The organism is Lysinibacillus sp. NPDC095746 (assembly GCF_044763535.1).
Lineage (GTDB): Bacteria > Bacillota > Bacilli > Bacillales_A > Planococcaceae > Lysinibacillus.
Genome location: NZ_JBIWGL010000025.1, coordinates 50601 through 69780, shown reverse-complemented (window position 1 = coordinate 69780; position 19180 = coordinate 50601). Strand labels below are relative to the sequence as shown.

Genomic DNA, 19180 nt, shown 5'->3' with positions numbered 1-19180 from the left:
GAATTAAAAAACGGACACGGGTACGATACGGCATCGACTGCGGGTCTATTTGGCATGGAAATTCAAGGTGCTACAACGATATTCGCTGTCAATTTGAAACGGATATTAAAGCTACTAAACGAAAATGAATAAGGAATAGAGACAGAAATAAGGCACTTCTTGTTCAATTTTGAACAAGAAGTGCCTTATTTTTATCTGAGAAAGGTTCGTTTTTATGAAAACGTAAGTTTTTCAGTGCCCTCCAGCTTTTGAGACATCTTCTATCTACTAGGAAAATACATAGCTATCCATATTATCGATTGTATTTTGGATAGCATCTTTTAAGGAACGCTGATGTTCGCCACAATCAGCTATGGCCTCTTCTAATGTAATTGCAGCATTTGCCATAAACGGTGCCATCTGCAAATCTTTCGCTAATTGAATAAGAACAAGTGCTTTATTCCATTTCCAACGCGCATTTTTCGAATCTAAGTTAATAGCTTGCTCTAAGTAACCAAGTGCATCGAATGGCATCCATCCGAAGCGGTGCATCGTTTGACCCGTGATGCCCCAATATAACGCCTTGTTAGGGTTTTCTTTTACAGCTTGTCTAAAACAATGGACACTCTCATTATAATGATGTGCAAACAAAAACAGTTCACCTTGTGTAAAATATGATTGTGCCTTTTCAATTGGGGTACCTGTTGTAGCTACATCCTCAAGTTCTTTAATACGCTTTGTAAACTCTGTTTCATCTTTGATCGCACGAATTTCGACTACGCTATCCGATTCAGGATAACTTTCATCCGCTCGTTCAGCATGTTGAGTTTCAACATCCAATGCAGGCTTTGGATAGCAAGCAAAATCATACTCTTCTAATAATTTAATATATTTATCAGCTAACGCTTTCTCATTTTCATCTGTAATTTGCTTAGCCGCCTCATAACACTTCATTAGTTCACCATTATAAAAATAATCATCCATTGTCATTTAATATTCCTCCAATGTACAACTCTTCAGTATATTTAGTATACACTACAAAAAGCAATTATGCCTCGACATAATTGCCCCGAAAATTGGCTGGAGGCTTTTACTTCTTCCAACAATAGAGGTGGAAAACTTCAGTAACTGCCGCTTCTTCTTTGCCAAATACACTTCCTATAAAGAATAAAAAAAAGACTGATCAAAAATAACTTTTGATACAGTCTCAGCTTTACTTATTTTTTCAATACTTCTTTATTTAAAAATGTACGTAAATCTTCATCTGGTAAGGCACCTTCAAAGCGTTGAACCTCTTTACCACCTTCAAAACGAATAAAAGTTGGTGTCGCATTAATATGATATTTATCCCATAAATCTTGATATTCCCAAACATTTAATTGAGCAATATCAACACCAAGCTCTTTGGCAATCGGCATTAACTTAGGTGTAAAAGCTTTACAGTGCACACATGTTGGACTGAAGAAATAAGCATTTACATCTTCACCCGCTTTTATCTTTTTTTCAAGCTCATCTGGCAACATAATATTTTGGTAATTTTTATCATCTAATTGATCAATTGTTTCTTGTTTCAGTTTTTTGTCACCGTAAGGATTATTTCCACTTGCTACCTTACTTTTGTTCGATACATTTGTTAGCACAATAATTACTGCAAATAACAAAACAATTACTGAGCCAATAATTAGTAGTTTTTTCACGAAAATGTATTCCTCCCTTTCCACACTAAAAAACCCTAGTTTTAGTGTATTCGCAATTGATTATAAAGTGTTTTTAAAACCTAGTAAACTAATAAGTCTTTGAAAATAAGTTTTTCCATAATTCAAACATAATTTGGCCCAATTTTGGAAACATACATATATAATGCTCAATACGAATATGGAGTGGTTAATATGAAACACACTATCCGAAATATTTTTCAAATTTATAAAAGTGATATCCATAATATTTTAACAAACTGGGTAGTTGCTGTCATTATTGGTGGGCTCATTTTTTTACCTTCTCTTTATGCTTGGCTCAATATTTATGCATCTATGGATCCCTATGCTCATACATCCAACATGAAGATTGCTATTGTCAATGAAGACACAGGAGCGAATGTTAGAGGAGAAGATATTAATGTCGGTAACGAGGTAGTAACCAATTTAAGTACGAATCAAAACTTTACTTGGGAATTTACATCTCATGAACAGGCACTTAATAATTTAAAAAACGGGAACTATTTTGCGGTTATAGTTGTCCCTAGTGATTTTTCTCAAAAACTTACCTCCATACTATCAAAAGTGCCTACTAAAGCGCATATCGATTATTATGTAAATGAAAAAATAAATCCAATTGCACCTAAAATTACAAGTAAAGGTGCTAGTGGTCTGACACAACAAGTATCTAGCGAGTTTATCTCAACCGTCAATGGAACACTTTTTTCTATTTTTAATACGGTCGGTGTTGAAATGGAAAAGGAAATTCCAGATTTTAAAAAATTCGAAAATTACATTTTTACGATTGAACATCATCTTCCAGATATCGGAACGTTTTTAGCGAAAACTGCTAATGGCGGAAAAGAAGCTGAGACATTACTGAATCATACGATTACGCAAGTTCCTGAGGTTGAAAAATTAGCAAATGATGGTCTAACAACGATTAACTCAGGTTTAAAATTGATTAATGAAGCAGATACATTATTCAACCAGCTGTCCCCTATCGTAAAGAAAGATCTAGAATCTGTGCAAAATATTGCTCAACGATTTACAGATATTATAGGGAAGCTACAAAATGCTAATATAGATACAGCTGCCATTGCACAAATAAAGGATACGATAAAAAACCAACTAGCTGCATCTCGTGAGAAAGTAAATACTAGCATCCAAACACTTGAAGCACTTCAAAAATTAACACAAGCTGATGCTTCGACTCGAAAACAGCTTGAAAACAAGGTGCAAAACATCCTGACGGCGCTACAGCAAAGCAATTCTGAAGATGTTAAGACTTTGCTAACTAACAATAAAATTATTGAACAACTTGAAGCTATACGTGGAGATTTACAGGCAAATCCTAGTTTTACTGATTATTCTTTAAGCTCTTTAACAGCATTAAATCAGCTAAATACTTTATTAACGGACGCCTCAACTAAAATACAGCAATTAAATAATATTGATGTCGAAACGATAAAAAAAGATCTTGCTGATGTTCAAAGTGTTGCTCAAAATGCTTCGAACAATCTTCATCAATTCCTTACTAATTATAACGATCATCTAGAGCCACAAATTCATACGACACTGACTTCTGCGAAAAATACTTTAACGAATGCTTCAACCATGTTAACAAAAGTAAAAAGTATACTACCTCAAGCAACAGATCGTTTAACAAATGCTAAAAATATGTTAGCCACAGCTAATAAGACCATTGGTACAGTACAATCAGATTTTCCTGCATTAAGTACAAAAATTAAAGCTCTTGCAGACAAGCTGAGAAAATTAGAAAGCGAAGCTGACATTTCTGAAATCGTTCAATTATTGAAAAACGACGTTAACGCTGAGCGAGATTTTTTTGAGGAGCCTATTAAACTTGAGGAACATAGAATGTTTCCAATTGCTAATTATGGAACAGCTATGACACCGTTTTACACTGTGCTTTCCGTTTGGGTTGGTTGTTTATTATTAATTTCTCTATTATCTGTAGATATTCACGACAATACTCAATATAGTATTCGCCAAATATACTTTGGACGTTTATTAACATTTGCAACTTTTTCATTTATTCAAACGCTCATTATAACAATTGGCGATATTGTTATTTTAGATGGTTCAATTAGTGCTCCTTACTACTTTATTCCATTTGGGCTATTTATTAGCTTAGTGTTCATTACAGTTGTCTATACGCTAGTATCCGTATTCGGAAATGTTGGCAAGGCGTTAGCCATTGTCATGTTAGTATTGCAAATTGCAGGTTCCGGTGGCACATATCCTGTCGAATTACTACCGAAGTTTTTCCAAATGATAAATCCATTTCTGCCGTTTACTTATGCAATTGGGATGATGCGAGAGGCAGTTGGTGGTATTATTTGGTCAAAGGTTTGGATTGATCTTGCCTTTTTATCTTTCTTCTGGCTCATTTTCATACTATTTGGTTTCTTCATGAAAAAATTACTGAGTGAGAAAATGGAACTTTTAATGAACAAAACACGCGGATTAGATATTTTTCATTAATTTTCACTAGTGCTTCTTGTAAATCCTAAAACGAACGATGTTATAATGGAAGTATTGTAAACATGTAGGAGGCGCTTTTGTTGAAAAAACTACTATCTATTTTTACTTTGTCGTTATTAGTGTTGAGTGCTTGTGGTGAAGATAAACAGGTTGTTGAAAAAAATGCAGCGCAAAAAGAAGTTTCACATCAAGAACATAGACATGCTTCCGGAGATATTCAGGAGGAAACTGCATCTTCTGATATTTTACCATCGTTTTTAAACAATAAATCAGAAGATATTCGCTTAGTGTATCAAATTGCTGGACAGTCTACTGACATTTTAGAATGGATGCCATGCTATTGTGGATGTGGTGAATCAGCTGGACATAAAAGCAATTTAAACTGCTTTATTGAGGAAAAACGTAAGGATGGCACCATTGTTTGGGATGATCACGGTACCCGTTGTCTCGTTTGCCTAGAAATTGCTGTACAGTCTGCAAAAATGCATAAAGATGGTATGAGCCTAAAAGAAATTCGTCAAAAAATTGATGACACATATAAAGAAGGCTACGCAAAACCAACACCGACTGATATGCCTGCTTAATAACAAAAAAACTCATCGTTTGATGAGTTTTTTGTTATTTAACGAGCTGTAGCACCGTTTTAAAATGTGGATGATCTGCACGTTGTAATAACTCGTATAAAATCATTTCCACGCTTGTTGGTAAAATTCCAAGTGCCTTCATCTTCTCAAGCCCTATCTCTTTATTGGCCTTTGTACGAGAGGACACTGCATCTACAACAACTTCAACTTCAAACCCTTGTTCTTTTAGCTGTATGGCCGTTTGATAGACACAAATATGTGTTTCGATACCTGTCACAATAAATTGAGAACGACCACTTACCTTCATTGCATCGACAAACTCTTGTTCCTGGCATGCACTAAAAGTCATTTTAGCTATAGGTTGTTGACCTTGAATATGCTGAGCAATATTTAAAGCTGTCCCACCTAAACGGCTAGGATTTTGCTCGAGCCATAAAATAGGTACCTCTAATACTTGCATAGCTTGTACCAGCTTGGCCACATTTTCAATCATCGCTTCACTTTCGTCAACAATTGTCGCTAACTTCCCTTGTACATCGACGACAACTAAACACGCTTCTTCTATTGTAAACATTTAAAACACCCCTTTTAGCAGTATTCACAATTCATTATACCTAAAGTTACTTGGTTTATGTTCACGGTTAGCAATATTTCGTCCATTTAACTTAATTAGTGTGTTCCTCTCTGCCTGTAAATGTATCCATCTTTACCCTATAAGAACTTAGGCTATACTCCGGAAAGCGTCCTTCTGGGGTGGAATGTGCAAGCGAGTGCTTATTTAACAGAAGAAATTTCATTTACACAAACACGAACATTTTATTATCACACCGTTTTAGCAATATGTAAATCACGAAATATTAACTCATATATGTACCACTCCATTTCAGTTTGTTCGTATTTAAAGCTAAAACGCTATTGTGAATTTTAACTCAATTGTGTACATTTTGTTGCGAGCCTGTCATTATTCTGCTCGAATAGCGAGAATTTTATTTTTTCTCTTGAAAATTGAGTTATAATCCAGTAAAGTGCTTTTAACGGTCAGTAATCCGCCTATTCTATTATCTTTAAATTAAAAAAGTTAGCTAGATGACTATGAACGGATTGTAAAAGCCCGATAGATTCATTAACCAATTAATAAGGACTAAACTGATTAAGGTTTGACCTTATAAAACAAACAAGGAGTGTACCACTTTGACACAACGAGCATACAATTTTAACGCAGGCCCTTCTGCCCTACCACTAGAAGTATTAGAAAAAGCCCAACAACAATTAGTAAACTTCCGTGACTCAGGCATGTCAATTATGGAAATGAGCCACCGTAGTGCCATTTTCGACGAAGTACATAATGAAGCAATTGCTTTATTGAAAAAGCTTTATGCTATCCCAGAGAACTATGAAGTCCTTTTCCTACAAGGTGGAGCTAGTCTTCAATTTACTATGATACCGATGAACTTCCTACAAGCAGATCAAAAAGCAAGCTACGTATTATCTGGATCATGGTCTGAAAAAGCTTTCAAAGAGGCTAAATTATTTGGTACACCTGTTGAAGCTGCTAGTACAAAAGAAAATAAATACCGCAATATCCCAACTTTAGTAAACCTCGAATTCAATGAAGATGATGCCTATTTACATATCACTTCAAACAATACGATTTACGGTACACAATGGAAGGAATTCCCTGAAACAGGTAATGTACCATTAATTGCGGATATGTCTAGTGATATTCTTTCTAAACCAGTAGATGTAAGTAAATTTGGTCTTATTTATGCAGGGGCTCAAAAAAATCTTGGTCCATCTGGTGTAACAGTAGTCATTATTCGCAAAGATTTACTAGAGAAAGCGAATAAAAATATTCCTACAATGCTTAAATATTCAACGCATGCTGACAGCAACTCTTTATACAATACACCACCAACTTTTGGTATCTATATGTTAGGTGAAGTATTAAAATGGGTAGAATCAAAAGGTGGCGTTGCTGAAATTGCCAAGCATAATGAATTAAAAGCAAAAGTAATTTATGATGCTATTGACAATAGCAATGGGTTCTATACAGGTCATGCAACACCTGAAAGCCGTTCTTTAATGAACATCACTTTCCGTGTTGCTGATGAGGAGCTTGAAAAACAATTCCTTACTGAAGCAAAAGCAGCAGGATTTGTTGGACTTAATGGACACCGTTCTGTAGGCGGCTGCCGTGCTTCTACTTACAATGCTGTACCATTAGAGGCTTGTGAAGCATTACGTGACTTTATGGTAGAATTCCAACAAAAACATCAAAAATAACCAATTTCGCCTAGGACGTGGCGTTCGTTCCTCTATTTCAGTAAGTGTTTGGATCCTACTAAAAAGGGACCACACATTCGCCATTCATCTTCAAAGATTGGACCCTTTTACAGAATAAAGATAAAAAATCGACGAATGATTTACTTAAAAGTAATCATTCGTCTTTTTATTATTATTTAAGGAAATACATCTTTTTAAATGCCTAGCGGACATATTACCAATCTCCTTTCACTCAAATATCATAGATTATTAAAGTGATGCGCAATACTAGTCGGAAAAGTTCTTGTACAAAAAAATTGAAACTACATGTATAACAGCATATATACAATAAAAGAGGTAGTTCCAAATGAAACCTCACTTGGAACTACCCCTCTCTTCAAATTTTGTCAGGTCAGAATTCACAAAGTTTCATGCTTACATTCCGGACATTTACCATATATTTCAAATTTATGATTTTCAATTTCATAGTCTGGTAGCTTTTCTCCAAGCATTTCCATAGGGCAGAGATTTAGCTCCTTAACATTGCCGCAATCCATACAAATAAAATGATGGTGATGATGTTCAGATTCACAATGCATACGGAAATTTCGTTCCCCAGATAGCTCAGTTTCCTCCAGTATTCCTAACTTCACAAACGTTGAAAGGTTACGGTAAATCGTATCGAAACTCATACCTGGAAAATCTTTTTTCAAAACATCTAATAAATCTCGAGCAGTTAAATATTTATCTGTGGCTGCGAACATATCTAATATTAACTCACGCTTATCTGTTTTTTTAAAGCCGTTTTCTTTTAAAATTTCCCACGCTCTTGAAACATTCACTGCGCTACCTCCTCCCGTTTTGTAGCCATTTTAAATACTATTTTCTTCACTAGTATTACAAGCAACAAAATTAAGATAGAAGTAACGACAATTGTACCACCGGGTGCTAAATCTAAATAAAAAGCACTGACTAAACCGATTAACACAGCCGTTTCGCCAAAGACAATTGCATAAATAATTGTTTGCTTAAAGCCCTTTGCGAGTCGCATTGCAGCAGCCACTGGTAACGTCATAAGTGATGATACAAGTAAAATGCCGACGATGCGCATGCTTGCAGCAATAACAAGCGCTGTAACGATCATAAACAAGAGATGAATCCAACGTGCAGGCAGACCGCTAGCTTTTGCATATTCCTCATCGAAAGATAAAACAAAAAGTTCCTTAAAAAATATAAATAAAAAGATAATGACAACGGCAGCAATTCCTACTACTACCCATAGATCCTGACGTGATACAGCTGACACTGAACCAAATAAATAGCTCATTAAATCCGTGCTAAAGCCACTCGCAAGCGAGATAAAAATAGCACTAATACCAATGCCACCAGACATAATAATTGGAATAGCAAGCTCTTCATAGTGCTTATATAAACGTCTAAGACGCTCAATTAAAATTGAACCGCTGACAGAGGCTAGTATGCCTAAGTAAATCGGATTTAGCATCGCTAATGCTGTAACAGATTGACTAATATATAAGCTTCCCGCTATTCCCGCCAGTGTCACATGTGACAAGGCATCAGCAATAAGTGAAAGCCTGCGAACGACAATAAAAACACCTAATAGCGGTGCCAATATGCCAATTAATAGCCCAGAGAAAAAGGCATTTTGTAAAAATTCATAGTTAAAAATTGCTTCAATCATTATGCCTTCTCCTTCTAGTGAATCTTTCTCACAGAATGGCCATACCAAGCATCTAGCGCATCATGTGAAATTGTATCAAATTCATTTTTGTAACCGTGGAAATGTATAGTTTGATTTAAACATGCCACATGACTGATACGATTCGACACTGTATCAACATCGTGTGTAACAAGAATCATTGTAATTCCCTGTTCCCGATTCAATTTCGCCAGCATATCATAAAATGACTGCACATTCTCATGATCAATGCCGACAGTTGGTTCATCTAAAATTAGTAACCTCGGTTCACTCACTAATGCTCTTGCAATAAAGACACGTTGCTGTTGCCCACCAGATAACTCACCAATATTACGATTGATAAATGCTTCCATTCCAACAGCTTTTAATGCTTCTAACACTTTTTCCTTGGCATCTCGTCCAGGTCTTTTAAATAATCCTAATTTTTTCGACAATCCACTTTTCACTACTTCTTGGACAGTTGCTGGGAAACCCGAATTAAAGGCATTCGATTTTTGTGACACATACCCTATCCATTCACGATGCTTAAAAGTTGAACTTGGTACACCAAATAGCTTTATTTCTCCAGACATTGGTTTAAGTAATCCTAAAATAATTTTTAATAATGTGGATTTCCCTGAACCATTCGGACCAAGAAGTGCTAAAAAATCTCCCTCTTCTACACGAAAAGAGATATTTTTTAATACTTGCGTATAGTCATATTGAAATGACACGTTTTTAATGTCAATTAATGATTTTTTCATGTATGTTCTCTTCTTTCTAATTCAAAATCATTACGATTTACAAGTTGTAAGTATAAATGAAAGTACAGTTTTTGTAAAGAAAATAAAATCATCACCATAACGTGTGGTTGATTTCCGTTCCGACTGGATTTAGACCGCGCTATTTTGTAACAGGCATTGATTCTAACACATTAAATGTGAAGGGTTTTCATAACTGTCACGACTCACAAGAGTGATTTTGTTCAAGAAACTAAACAACTTTAAAAGGAGGATTAGCTTTGAGTATTCAATTTTTACAGCAATTAACACAAAGTAGTGATAAGGAAGTTGTTGCGATTGCACGTGCTGAAGGATTTGAAATTACTACTTCTGAAGTAAGAAAACTCCGTCCTTATTTGGAGCAATTCTCATTTACGTGGCTCTTTTTAGGTATTCCAAAAGATATTCTTGTAGAGGTAGAAGCTGTTTTAGGTAGAAAGCGTTCCAGACAACTAATTGCATTGTTTACGAAATAATCAATTCCGCCTTGGCGTAATTGTAGCTGTCGTTTTGCTTTCACTACAGTAGGCATTTGCCACTGTCGCTTCACTTTCGCGCAGTAGGCATTTGCCACTGTCGCTTCACTTTCGCGCAGTAGGCATTTGCCACTGTCGCTTCACTTTCGCGCAGTAGGCATTGCCGCTGTCGCACAGATAAATTGCCACAGGACGTGGCGAATTTAAACAGCGTTCCTCTATTTCAGTATGTGTTTAGACACCCATTGAATAAAGGTTTACATCAGCAATTATCTCATCACCATGGAGATAAAAAAAGCCCGAAAATCAGCAAATACGCTGATTTCGGGCTTTTTATTCTATCCTCTTAGAGCATCGATTAATGCTGGATTAAACTCTCCATTACGAAGCATTTCAATTTCATGCTTATAAGGAGCCGATTTTGATTTGGCATCACTATTTAAAGCAACAAATGGAGTTTCTAGGATTTTAGGAATCTCCATTAATTGTGGATGATGCACAATATTTTTTAATGCGTCAAAGCCAATGTGACCGAAGCCAATATTTTCGTGACGGTCTTTTCCTGCACCACGGACATTTTTTGAATCATTGATATGCAGGACTTTGATTCGATCAACACCTATTAGTTTATCAAACTCATTTAAGACACCATCAAAATCTTCTACAATGTTATATCCAGCGTCATGAGTATGGCATGTATCAAAGCACACTGAAAGACGTTCATTATGTGTTACGCCATCTATAATCTTTGCAAGTTCTTCAAAGGAACGGCCACATTCAGTTCCCTTCCCCGCCATTGTCTCCAATGCGATTTGTACAGGGTAATCCTGTGACAGTACTTCATTTAAACCTTCAATAATCTTAGCAATTCCTGCGTCAGCTCCAGCACCTACATGGGCACCCGGATGTAAAACAATTTGTGTTGCTTCCAACGCGGCTGTACGTTCGATTTCAGACTGTAAAAAATCTACACCTAAACGGAAAGTTTCAGGTTTTTCTGTGTTCGCAATATTAATAATGTATGGAGCATGGACAACAATATTCGTCATACCATGCTCTTTCATGTGTAATAAACCATTCATAATATTAAGGTCAGCAATTGCCTTACGACGAGTGTTTTGTGGTGCCCCTGTATAAATCATAAAGGTATTTGCCCCATATGAAAGAGCCTCCTTACTTGATCCGAGTAGCATTTCTTTTCCACTCATTGAAACATGTGATCCAAGTAGCATTTGAAAGCCTCCTTATTTTTTACCGCGAGCTTTTAAGCGACGTTCACGCTTTTTAATTTTTTCCATTTCCCATTTCATATTACGTTTATAGCCTGGTTTTACTTTTTTCGGCTTACGCACTAATGATTTCGCTTTCGCATCGATTTCATTTTCATGCTTCACACGATTTTTACGTGCATGGCGATCTTTCAGTTCAGTCCATTCGCCATCTTTTACATCTTTTTGAACAAATGGAATACCCATTTTCTCGACACGTACTACTGCATCCTCATCTGATGGCTCAAACAATGTGATAGCAGTTCCTTTATTCCCTGCACGGGCTGTTCGTCCAACACGGTGAATAAAGAATTCTAAGTCCTCTGGGATTTCGTAGTTAATGACATGTGAAATTCCTTGAATGTCGATACCACGTGCTGCAAGATCAGTTGCAACGATATATTGATAGTCCAATTCTCGAATTTGTTTCATCATCTTCTTACGATCACGTGGGCTTAAGTCACCATGAATTTGACCACAGCGAATCCCATTTTCATTTAAGTAGCCAGCAACGTGCTCTGCTGTTTTACGTGTGTTGGTGAAAATTACCGCTAAAAACGGATTGATTCCTTCTATGACTTCCAACAAACGTTTGTTACGTGATTTAGAACGCACTGGTACAAGTACAAAGTCAATTCCTTCTGCGACAGGGCGTTTATCATTCATTTGGATATGAACTGGTGCTTCCATATATTTTTTTAAGAAAGGCTGAAGCTTTTCTGGAATTGTTGCTGAGAACACAAACATTTCAAGCTTTTCTGGCATTTGAGAAGCAAAACCATCGATATCTTCTACAAAGCCCATATCGAAGGCTAAATCTGCCTCGTCAACAACTAAAATTGGCGCCGTATGCACAAATAACGCTTGCGCTGCAACGAGATCACGAATACGTCCTGGCGTCCCGACAACAATTTGTGGTTGTGTTTTTAACTTATCAATGGAGCGTTGTTTGTCCGTACCTCCAATAAATAGTTTCGCTTGAATAGTTGTTCCTTCTATTAATTGATTTAACGCATCAAAAATCTGCTGCGCAAGCTCACGTGTAGGTGAAGTAATAACAGCTTGTACTTCCTGCTTGTCAGCATTAATTCGTTGTACAATCGGAATTAAAAAACTATGTGTTTTTCCTGTCCCTGTGTGTGCTTGTCCGATTGCACTTTTTCCTTTTAATAGTAGCGGAATGATTTCCTTTTGAATCGGCGTTGGTTCTGTAAAGCCAAGTCTTGCAATTGCGTCCTGCAAAAATGGCTGAAAATTATAATCAGTATATTTTGACATAATTCGTTCCTCCTAACATCTTTCCCATTGTATCATGATTCAACTTTTAGGTATATTAACGTCCTATTATCTAAGCATGAACATAAATTTATATTTTTATCATAGCTGTAGCGAAGCCCTTATCAAAGTTACTCGAAATGCAGTAAATATGCAATAAAAAAAGCGCTAAGACCTGTGACAAACGCTACGTTCTGATTACATTGTCGTAATTTTATCGTAAGACCTCGACATTCCCATTTCGCGAAACTTCTATAGTTTGCTTCCATTATAATTTAATCACGTTTATTAATATGTTTAACATAGCTTTAATACTATTTTGCTGCTGTTAGTTACTCGTACTTATGACGCTGGAATTGAAATCAAGCCCGTGAGAACATCCACTCGAAGTGACTCAACCTATAATTTTATGTTCAAAGCACTATAATGCTGTTGGAAACAGCCAAGAATTAGTATTTTTTATGTCAATTTATTGTTAACCAATGCCTTGGGGAATTACCATATGTTACGATAAAAATGTAAGATACTGAGGAGGTTGACTTATTATGAAAGCAGCAAGATGGTATAAAGCAAAAGACATCCGTGTAGAAAACATTGAAGAACCAGTAATTTCACCTGGAAAAGTAAAAATTAAAGTACATTGGACAGGGATTTGTGGCAGTGATTTACATGAGTACGCAGCCGGTCCGATATTCATACCAGTGGAACAACCTCACTATGTAAGTAAAGATATTGCGCCAATTGTTATGGGACATGAGTTCTCTGGTGAAGTAGTAGAAATTGGAGAACATGTGACAAAAGTTCAAGTTGGAGATCCTGTAGTTGTAGAACCTATTCTTGCATGTGGCGAATGTGCAGCTTGCAAAAAAGGGAAATACAATATTTGTAAACACTTAGGGTTCCACGGTCTTTCTGGCGGTGGAGGTGGTTTCTCTGAATATACAATGGTAGATGAAAAAATGGTACACAAAATGCCTGAGGGTCTTTCCTATGAACAAGGTGCACTTGTTGAACCAGCGGCAGTAGCATTACATGCAGTTCGTCAAAGTAAACTAAAAGCTGGCGATACAGCAGCTGTCTTTGGTACTGGGCCAATCGGTCTTCTTGTAATCGAAGCACTACGTGCAGCTGGAGCAGCCGAAATTTATGCGGTGGAGCTTTCTGCCGAGCGTGCTGCTAAAGCATTAGAGCTTGGCGCTACGGCAGTTATCAATCCTAAAGATGAGGATGCAGTTGCTCGTCTCCATGAATTAACAAATGGTGGCGTAGATGTTGCATTTGAAGTAACAGGTGTTCCTGTAGTATTACAGCAAGCTATTGATTCTACAACATTTGAAGGAGAAACAATTATCGTGTCAATTTGGGAAACTGCAGCTTCTATTCTGCCAAACAATATCGTACTGACAGAGCGTTCTGTAAAAGGTATCATTGCATATCGCGATATTTTCCCAGCCGTGATGGAATTAATGAAACAAGGTTACTTCCCTGCTGAAAAACTTGTAACGAAACGAATTGCTCTTGATGAAGTCGTGACAGAAGGCTTCGAGGCACTAATGAAAGAAAAAAACCATATTAAAATCCTTGTAAATTCACAAGCTTAATATACAGAGAGACAGGTAGAGAAAACGAAGAAACTTTTCTCTACCTGTTTTTAATTTTGTTAACCCTCTTTTTTCTCCATTTTTTTCATAATATCTAGATTGGCCATTAGGTAGTTCACCTTATTTTCTCCAAAAGTCCCTAACGTACGTTTTTCTGTATTTTCTTCTATAATTTCTTCAATGTCATCCTTCGCAAGCCCACTTGCTTGGGCAATTCGGTCGACTTGTATTTCTGCAGCCTTCACACTAATATGCGGATCCAAACCTGAGCCTGAAGCGGTCATTAAATCAGCAGGTATGTCTTGTCGTTTTACCGATGGGTTTGCTAGTAAAAACTTCTCGATATCTGCTTCTATCCGTTTCTTTAACGCTGGGTTGGATGGTGCATAGTTAAATGTTCCAGAGCTAACACCACTATAGTTCACCTGGCCATTTTCATCTGGTATCGTATCCTCTTTCGTATAGACATTATAGTTAACAGATGAGACACGCCCCCAGAAATATTGCGGTGCAGTAAAAGCTTGACCGATTAATGCTGAACCAACGGCTTCACCATCCGCTTCTATTAAGCTACCATTTGCTTTATGATGATATAACCCTTGAGCTAATGCAGTTACTGCAAATGGGTATATAAAACCACATAAAACAAACATTGTCATTGAGATTAAAAATGCTTGCTTGGAATTCTCAAATAATTTCCGCATGTCCTTCCTCCTATAAACCAAACATCTGGAATAGTGGCCCAACTAGTAAATCAATCAATTTAATGCCCATAAAGGGAGCAATAATTCCACCTACGCCATAAACAAGTAAGTTTTTATTTAATAACTTTGTAGCACTCATCGGCTCATACTTTACACCCTTCATCGCAATAGGTATTAATAGTGGTATAATCACTGCGTTAAAAATTAAAGCAGAAATAATCGCACTAGATGGTGAATTGAGATTCATAATGTTTAATGTCCCCATCTCTGGTACCGCGACCATTAGCATAGCTGGAATAATAGCAAAATACTTTGCAATATCATTTGCAATACTGAAAGTCGTTAATGCCCCCCGCGTCATGAGCAACTGTTTCCCTATTTCTACAACTTCAATAATTTTAGTTGGATTTGAATCTAAATCGACCATGTTCGCAGCTTCCTTTGCAGCGTTCGTTCCCGAATTCATGGCAAGACCTACGTTAGCTTGTGCTAATGCCGGTGCATCGTTCGTCCCGTCACCAGTCATCGCCACTACTTTCCCTTGTGCCTGCTCATTTTTAATAACTTGAATTTTATCTTCTGGCTTACTTTCTGCTATAAAGCTGTCCACCCCCGCTTCCTTTGCGATAGCCGCTGCGGTTAAAGGATTATCTCCTGTACACATGATCGTTTTAATCCCCATCGTTCGAAGCTTTTCAAAGCGTTCCTTGAGTCCGGCCTTTACGACATCCTTTAAGTAAATGACACCTAAAATTTTATCGTTTAACGCTACTACGAGTGGTGTCCCACCAACAGAAGATACTTGTTGAATCAGCTGTTCCAAGTTTGGAGGAATGCTATGACCTGCTTTTAGGCTCTCATTTTTTATCGTATCATAGGCTCCTTTTCGAATTTTTGTGCCATCCTTCCTATCCAAACCACTCATACGAGTTTGTGCGGTAAAGGGAATATGTTCACTTGTCTTGATAATGTCTTCTTCACCGTCTATATTCACGCCTAATTCACAAGCAAGTGACAAAATAGACTTTCCTTCAGGTGTATCATCTGTTAAAGAACTAAGCCATGCAGCTTGCATTAAATCTTTACTTTCCACCCCTATTACTGGGAGAAATTCTGCTGCCATGCGATTTCCATAAGTAATAGTTCCAGTTTTATCCAAAATTAATGTATCTACATCTCCACACGCCTCTACGGCTCTTCCAGACATCGCAATCACATTAAACTGAGTAACTCTATCCATTCCTGCAATACCGATTGCCGACAATAATCCACCAATGGTTGTAGGAATTAAACAAACTGTAAGGGCAATTAATGTTGCGATGGAAATCGGTACATGTAAATAAGTTGTCATTGGATAGAGCGTCACAACAACTAATAAGAAAATAATCGTCAAACTTACTAAAAGTGTATTGAGTGCTATTTCATTTGGCGTTTTTTTACGACTGGCTCCTTCGATGAGTGTGATCATTTTATCTAAAAATGATTCACCAGGCATCGAAGTAATTTCGATTATCAACCAATCACTTGTAACCGTCGTACCACCTGTAACTGATGAAAAATCTCCCCCCCGCTCCTTTACAACAGGCGCAGATTCACCTGTTATCGCCGATTCATCTACTGTCGCAATGCCTTCCATAACTTCTCCATCATTTGGAATAACCTCACCTGCCTGAACTAAAACAATATCGCCCTTTTTTAGTTCATGCGCCTGTTTAAGTATTTCAGAGCCATCACTAAGTAAAACACGAGCCTGTGTAACTGTTTTTGTGTTTTTTAACGTTTGAACTTGTGCCTTTCCTCGCCCTTCAGCAATCGACTCGGCAAAGTTTGCAAATAGAATAGTTACAAAAAGAATGCTAGCGACGATCGCATTATACAATCGAGCATGTTCTACTACTTCGCTACCAAACATATTCGGAAAGAGGGTTAATAGCAGCACAAACATAAACCCTACTTCTACTACAAACATAACAGGATTTTTCAGCATATATAATGGACTAAATTTTTTTAAAGCGTCTATAATCGAGCTTTTTAGCATATTGCCCGTAAGCAAACCTTTTCTAGCTGTTTCCATAGGTGTCTCTCCTTATTAAAACTCAATTTCGCCTTGGCGTAATTGCCGCTGACGCTTCGCTTTCGCGCAGATAAACAATGCGTCCGGATTTTGAATTGTGCCCGTACAATTCATTCCTTTCAAAATCCGTGACATCCGCCGAAGGTTTAGGCCAACATGATGTTGGTCACTCAGTCGTGTGTTGCTGTCGCTTCGCTTTCGCACAGATAAATTGCCACAGGACGTGGCGTTCTTAGACTGCGTTCCTCTATTTCAGTAGTAATTTAAAAGGAACCACATCCGCATTCATCTCACCACATTCAGAGGCGGAGTCTTAAGCTGAATGAAGATAAAGTTGTAAGTGCTCCGTAATTGGCCCAAGTGCTAATGCCGGTAAAAATGTAAGAGCACCAATCATTAAAACGATAGCAACAAGTAAAAATGTGAAAATAGTATTATCTGTTCTCAATGTCCCTACCGAGTCACTGTGAATCATTTTTTTCGCTAGTAGGGACGCTATAGCTAGTTGAATAATGATCGTCAAATAACGTCCGAAGAACATAGCAAGCCCTGTCGTCACATTCCAAAATGTTGAGTTATCAGCTAACCCTTCAAAACCTGAGCCATTATTTGCTGAGGCAGATGCAAATTCATAAAGAACTTGAGATAACCCATGTGCACCAGGATTCGTTATGGCTGCTACTCCTGACGGTGTTAGTACTGCAAGCGCTGAAAATAGCAAAATAATAGCAGGATGGATGAGAATACAAAGTGCGATTAGCTTCATTTCCTTCTCTGTAATTTTCTTACCTAAAAACTGAGGTGTTCGACCAATCATCAAACAGGCGATAAAAATTGTTAATAACACATACATCATCATGTTCATCAGGCCGACTCCCTTGCCTCCAAACACAACATTTAGCATCATATTAAACATCGGTACAAGACCACCAAGCGGCGTTAATGTATCATGCATATTGTTGACAGATCCCGTTGTAAAAGCAGTGGTCACTGTCGTAAATAACGCAGATTGTGCTACCCCAAAGCGCATCTCTTTTCCTTCCATACTTCCGAGGTCCTGTGCCATTCCGAGCTCATGAATGATTGGATTACCCGCTCTCTCCGCAACATACACTGTCACCAATCCAACTAGGAACAGCGCACTCATTGCCACAAAAATGGCGAGCCCTTGCTTTCCAAAGATCGTTTTCCTTTTTCCATTTGCAACCATTAAACTAAAGGCAACTACACAAGCACCTGGTAATAGCATCATAGAAAGCATCTCCACAATATTAGAAATGACCGTTGGATTTTCAAAAGGTGTTGTTGAATTCGCCCCATTGAAGCCACCACCATTTGTTCCAACATGCTTGATAGATTCAAGAGAAGCTACAGGTCCAAGTGCAATATCTTGTAATTTACCTTCTATTGTTTGTACAGTTTTATTCGCACTCAAGGTTTGTGGTGTACCTTGAGAGACTAAAATAATGGCCACAACAATAGCTATAGGCATTAACACACGTGTGATAATACGCACAAAATCGACAAAGAAATTACCAATCGTGTCGGTTTTAGCAACAAGACGACGGCAGAACGCCATACATGCTGCATAACCAGTAGCTGCAGATGTAAACATCATAAAAATAATGATTAGCATTTGTGATAAATAACTTAATCCTGATTCGCCACTATAGTGCTGAAGGTTGGTATTCGTCATAAATGAAATTATGGTATTAAATGACAGTGTTGCTTCCATATTGTCAATATCATTTGGGTTTAAAAACAACATAGCTTGAATTCGTAAAAGAAAGTATCCAATAAACACCATAAAGGCGTTCGACAAAATTAATGAAAGTACATACTGTTTACCAGTCATATCAACTTGCTTAATGCCACATATTTTATAAATAAATCCATCAAATTTGTCCATTATTGGATCAAGCCATGTTTTTTGTTGCATCGTCACCCGAAATAAATAATGACCGGTTAAAATAACGATTGGTAAAGAAATAATTAATACGATGGCGATTTGCCACATACCGCAATACCTCCTACAAGCCTATTAATAATTTTCAGGATAAAGTAATGCATGCCCTAGATAACCGAAAAGGAATACAAGTACAATCCCCATAACAATCCACATTTTTTATTCCTCCTTACTTTTCACCGACTAACCTGAAGCACCAAGCTGTTAATGCATATAGACTCGCAAAGCTTATGATGAGTAAGCCAATCATATAAAAGTCCATCAATCGTGCACCCTCCTTTATTTGGATGCTCTCATCATACTGACTT

General features: G+C 37.3%; 16 protein-coding genes. 5 read left to right on the top strand and 11 right to left on the bottom strand.

The genetic code is table 11. The features are described 5' to 3' along the window. Positions 1 to 267 precede the first annotated feature (267 nt). Both ACIQ7N_RS17735 and ACIQ7N_RS17730 read right to left on the bottom strand, forming a co-directional pair. The gene (locus ACIQ7N_RS17735; RefSeq protein WP_248716519.1) at positions 268 to 969 is read right to left on the bottom strand and encodes an O-linked GlcNAc transferase; all 702 of its coding nucleotides are present in this window, start codon (positions 967 to 969) and stop codon (positions 268 to 270) included. Positions 970 to 1196: 227 nt separating this feature from the next. Beyond that, positions 1197 to 1676: a thioredoxin family protein gene (locus tag ACIQ7N_RS17730; RefSeq protein WP_248716520.1), complete on the bottom strand. Its 480-nt coding sequence runs from the start codon at positions 1674 to 1676 to the stop codon at positions 1197 to 1199. Between the two features lie 192 nt (positions 1677 to 1868). On the opposite strand from ACIQ7N_RS17730, the gene ACIQ7N_RS17725 reads away from it, so the two are divergent. Further along, positions 1869 to 4181 carry a YhgE/Pip family protein gene (locus ACIQ7N_RS17725; protein ID WP_402934433.1) on the top strand — a complete coding sequence of 771 codons (2313 nt, stop codon included), beginning with the start codon at positions 1869 to 1871 and terminating at the stop codon, positions 4179 to 4181. Positions 4182 to 4261: 80 nt separating this feature from the next. Then, positions 4262 to 4765 (top strand): PCYCGC motif-containing (lipo)protein, encoded by a 504-nt coding sequence (locus ACIQ7N_RS17720; protein ID WP_402934430.1) that lies wholly within the window; start codon positions 4262 to 4264, stop codon positions 4763 to 4765. A 34-nt stretch (positions 4766 to 4799) separates the two neighbouring features. Here the strand turns inward: ACIQ7N_RS17720 and ACIQ7N_RS17715 are convergent, their stop codons facing one another. Continuing rightward, a complete protein-coding gene (locus ACIQ7N_RS17715) occupies positions 4800 to 5339 on the bottom strand; it encodes a hydrolase (RefSeq protein WP_402934427.1) in 540 nt (179 codons plus the stop codon). A gap of 617 nt (positions 5340 to 5956) precedes the next feature. Here ACIQ7N_RS17715 and serC point away from each other — a divergent pair. After that, positions 5957 to 7048: a 3-phosphoserine/phosphohydroxythreonine transaminase gene (gene serC / locus ACIQ7N_RS17710; RefSeq protein WP_402934424.1), complete on the top strand. Its 1092-nt coding sequence runs from the start codon at positions 5957 to 5959 to the stop codon at positions 7046 to 7048. A 398-nt stretch (positions 7049 to 7446) separates the two neighbouring features. Here serC and ACIQ7N_RS17705 read toward each other — a convergent pair whose 3' ends face one another. From ACIQ7N_RS17705 to ACIQ7N_RS17695, 3 genes are read right to left on the bottom strand one after another with little or no spacing between them, the layout of a single operon-like run. Then, positions 7447 to 7869: a Fur family transcriptional regulator gene (locus ACIQ7N_RS17705; RefSeq protein ID WP_142509824.1), complete on the bottom strand. Its 423-nt coding sequence runs from the start codon at positions 7867 to 7869 to the stop codon at positions 7447 to 7449. Next, positions 7866 to 8729, bottom strand: coding sequence for a metal ABC transporter permease (locus ACIQ7N_RS17700; RefSeq protein WP_402934421.1), 864 nt, complete (start codon positions 8727 to 8729; stop codon positions 7866 to 7868). The genes ACIQ7N_RS17705 and ACIQ7N_RS17700 overlap by 4 nt, the downstream gene beginning before the upstream one ends. 14 nt (positions 8730 to 8743) lie before the next feature. After that, a complete protein-coding gene (locus tag ACIQ7N_RS17695; RefSeq protein ID WP_248716524.1) occupies positions 8744 to 9490 on the bottom strand; it encodes a metal ABC transporter ATP-binding protein in 747 nt (248 codons plus the stop codon). A 257-nt stretch (positions 9491 to 9747) separates the two neighbouring features. Here ACIQ7N_RS17695 and ACIQ7N_RS17690 point away from each other — a divergent pair, with 257 nt between their 5' ends. Beyond that, the gene (locus ACIQ7N_RS17690; protein ID WP_053484617.1) at positions 9748 to 9984 is read left to right on the top strand and encodes a Nif11 family protein; all 237 of its coding nucleotides are present in this window, start codon (positions 9748 to 9750) and stop codon (positions 9982 to 9984) included. A gap of 338 nt (positions 9985 to 10322) precedes the next feature. Here ACIQ7N_RS17690 and ACIQ7N_RS17685 read toward each other — a convergent pair whose 3' ends face one another. Together ACIQ7N_RS17685 and ACIQ7N_RS17680 are read right to left on the bottom strand one after the other, a co-directional pair. Further along, on the bottom strand, positions 10323 to 11216 hold the full coding sequence (locus ACIQ7N_RS17685) for a deoxyribonuclease IV (protein WP_132356786.1): 894 nt from the start codon (positions 11214 to 11216) through the stop codon (positions 10323 to 10325). A 12-nt stretch (positions 11217 to 11228) separates the two neighbouring features. After that, entirely contained in the window at positions 11229 to 12530 is a 1302-nt protein-coding gene (locus tag ACIQ7N_RS17680; protein WP_132356787.1) for a DEAD/DEAH box helicase, read from the bottom strand. A gap of 542 nt (positions 12531 to 13072) precedes the next feature. Between ACIQ7N_RS17680 and ACIQ7N_RS17675 the strand changes: the two genes are divergently transcribed. After that, positions 13073 to 14128, top strand: coding sequence for a 2,3-butanediol dehydrogenase (locus ACIQ7N_RS17675; protein WP_248716525.1), 1056 nt, complete (start codon positions 13073 to 13075; stop codon positions 14126 to 14128). A 59-nt stretch (positions 14129 to 14187) separates the two neighbouring features. Here the strand turns inward: ACIQ7N_RS17675 and kdpC are convergent, their stop codons facing one another. The 3 genes from kdpC to kdpA all read right to left on the bottom strand — a co-directional run bounded on the left by kdpC (position 14188) and on the right by kdpA (position 18923). Continuing rightward, positions 14188 to 14832, bottom strand: a complete 645-nt coding sequence (kdpC, locus tag ACIQ7N_RS17670; protein WP_402934416.1) for a potassium-transporting ATPase subunit KdpC — start codon at positions 14830 to 14832, stop codon at positions 14188 to 14190. A 10-nt stretch (positions 14833 to 14842) separates the two neighbouring features. Beyond that, positions 14843 to 16906 carry a potassium-transporting ATPase subunit KdpB gene (gene kdpB, locus ACIQ7N_RS17665; RefSeq protein ID WP_402934414.1) on the bottom strand — a complete coding sequence of 688 codons (2064 nt, stop codon included), beginning with the start codon at positions 16904 to 16906 and terminating at the stop codon, positions 14843 to 14845. Positions 16907 to 17219: 313 nt separating this feature from the next. After that, entirely contained in the window at positions 17220 to 18923 is a 1704-nt protein-coding gene (gene kdpA / locus ACIQ7N_RS17660) for a potassium-transporting ATPase subunit KdpA (RefSeq protein WP_402934411.1), read from the bottom strand. Positions 18924 to 19180 lie beyond the last annotated feature (257 nt).

Coding starts and splice junctions, on each gene's coding strand:
- ACIQ7N_RS17675 (WP_248716525.1), top strand. CDS start 13,073: ATGAAAGCAGCAAGATGGTATAAAGCAAAAGACATCCGTGTAGAAAAC.
- ACIQ7N_RS17735 (WP_248716519.1), bottom strand. CDS start 969: ATGACAATGGATGATTATTTTTATAATGGTGAACTAATGAAGTGTTAT.
- ACIQ7N_RS17700 (WP_402934421.1), bottom strand. CDS start 8,729: ATGATTGAAGCAATTTTTAACTATGAATTTTTACAAAATGCCTTTTTC.
- kdpC (WP_402934416.1), bottom strand. CDS start 14,832: ATGCGGAAATTATTTGAGAATTCCAAGCAAGCATTTTTAATCTCAATG.
- ACIQ7N_RS17715 (WP_402934427.1), bottom strand. CDS start 5,339: ATGTTTACAATAGAAGAAGCGTGTTTAGTTGTCGTCGATGTACAAGGG.
- ACIQ7N_RS17695 (WP_248716524.1), bottom strand. CDS start 9,490: ATGAAAAAATCATTAATTGACATTAAAAACGTGTCATTTCAATATGAC.
- ACIQ7N_RS17725 (WP_402934433.1), top strand. CDS start 1,869: ATGAAACACACTATCCGAAATATTTTTCAAATTTATAAAAGTGATATC.
- ACIQ7N_RS17680 (WP_132356787.1), bottom strand. CDS start 12,530: ATGTCAAAATATACTGATTATAATTTTCAGCCATTTTTGCAGGACGCA.
- kdpA (WP_402934411.1), bottom strand. CDS start 18,923: ATGTGGCAAATCGCCATCGTATTAATTATTTCTTTACCAATCGTTATT.
- kdpB (WP_402934414.1), bottom strand. CDS start 16,906: ATGGAAACAGCTAGAAAAGGTTTGCTTACGGGCAATATGCTAAAAAGC.
- ACIQ7N_RS17685 (WP_132356786.1), bottom strand. CDS start 11,216: ATGCTACTTGGATCACATGTTTCAATGAGTGGAAAAGAAATGCTACTC.